Genomic DNA, 1,258 nt, shown 5'->3' on the forward strand with positions numbered 1-1,258 from the left:
TAGTCACAACGAGAAGATGGTCGAAGTGTTAACAGGGGCCGAGCGCCGTCGACGCCGGACTCCACAAGAAAAGATCGCCATCGTGCAGCAGACCTTTGAGCCCGGGATGACCGTCTCTCATGTTGCTCGCTTGCACGACGTCAACGCAAACCAGCTTTTCAAATGGCGTAAGCAATTCCAAGAAGGGTCTCTCACGGCGATCACCGCCGGTGAGGATGTTGTTCCTGCTTCCGAGTTGGCTGCTGCCATCAAGCAGATCCGAGAGCTTCAGCGTCTGCTCGGGAAGAAGACCATGGAGAACGAGATCCTCAAAGAAGCCGTGGAGTATGGTCGAGCAAAAAAATGGATTGCGCATGCGCCCTTGTTGCCGGGGGACGACGATTAAGTGCTGTGAGCCAGGCTCTTAATGTATCGCGTGCGCAGCTATCCGTTCGTGTTCATCGAAAACCGGGTTGGCAAGATGGTCGTCATCATCGCCAGCGTGATGATGCAGCCTTACTTGGCCGTATCATGGAGGCGATGGCAGAGCTTCCCTCCTATGGCTATCGCCGGGTCTGGGCGCTGTTACGGCGTCAGTCTGAGGCAACAGAACAACCTGTGGTAAACGCTAAGCGGGTATATCGCGTCATGCGCGAACATGGCTTGCTGCTGGAAAGAAAACCAGCTGCACCATTGGCCCAGCAGGCACATAAGGGGCGTGTTGCCGTCAAGGAGAGCAATCGACGGTGGTGCTCAGATGGCTTCGAGTTTCGCTGCGATAACGGTGAAAAACTACGTGTCACGTTCGCCATGGATTGCTGCGATAGGGAAGCGTTGGACTGGGCGGCCAGTACTGGGGGTTACGATAGTGACACTGTGCAAGATGTCATGCTGAGGTCTGTCGAACATCGCTTTGGGGATTCGTTGCCGGCATCACCGGTGGAGTGGCTGACTGATAATGGCTCGGCGTATCGAGCCCATGAGACCCGCGCGTTTGCACGAGAAATCGGGTTGGAGCCCAGAACGACAGCAGTGAGAAGCCCACAGAGTAACGGTATAGCGGAGAGCTTCGTGAAGACGATGAAGCGAGACTATATCGAGATGATGCCAAAACCGGATAGCCGAACAGCGGTAGGCAATTTGGCTATTGCGTTTGAGCATTATAACGAGCACCACCCGCACAGCGCCTTGGGATACCGTTCACCACGGGAATTTCTGCGCAGTCGGGTATCACAACCCTAAGCGGGAAAAAGTGTCTGGACCTATGGGGTCAAATCCA

General features: G+C 55.1%; 1 protein-coding gene. It reads left to right on the forward strand.

The features are described from left to right. Window positions 1-16 precede the first annotated feature (16 nt). Window positions 17-1,221, forward strand: a protein-coding gene (locus PG879_RS20420) for an IS3 family transposase (RefSeq protein WP_102948393.1) whose coding sequence is annotated in 2 segments (ribosomal slippage) — window positions 17-335 and window positions 335-1,221 — 1,206 coding nt in all. Because the reading frame shifts where the segments join, the coding sequence is not laid out codon by codon here. Window positions 1,222-1,258 lie beyond the last annotated feature (37 nt).

This window comes from Aeromonas sp. QDB63, from assembly GCF_027707425.1.
Taxonomy (GTDB): Bacteria; Pseudomonadota; Gammaproteobacteria; order Enterobacterales; family Aeromonadaceae; genus Aeromonas; species Aeromonas caviae.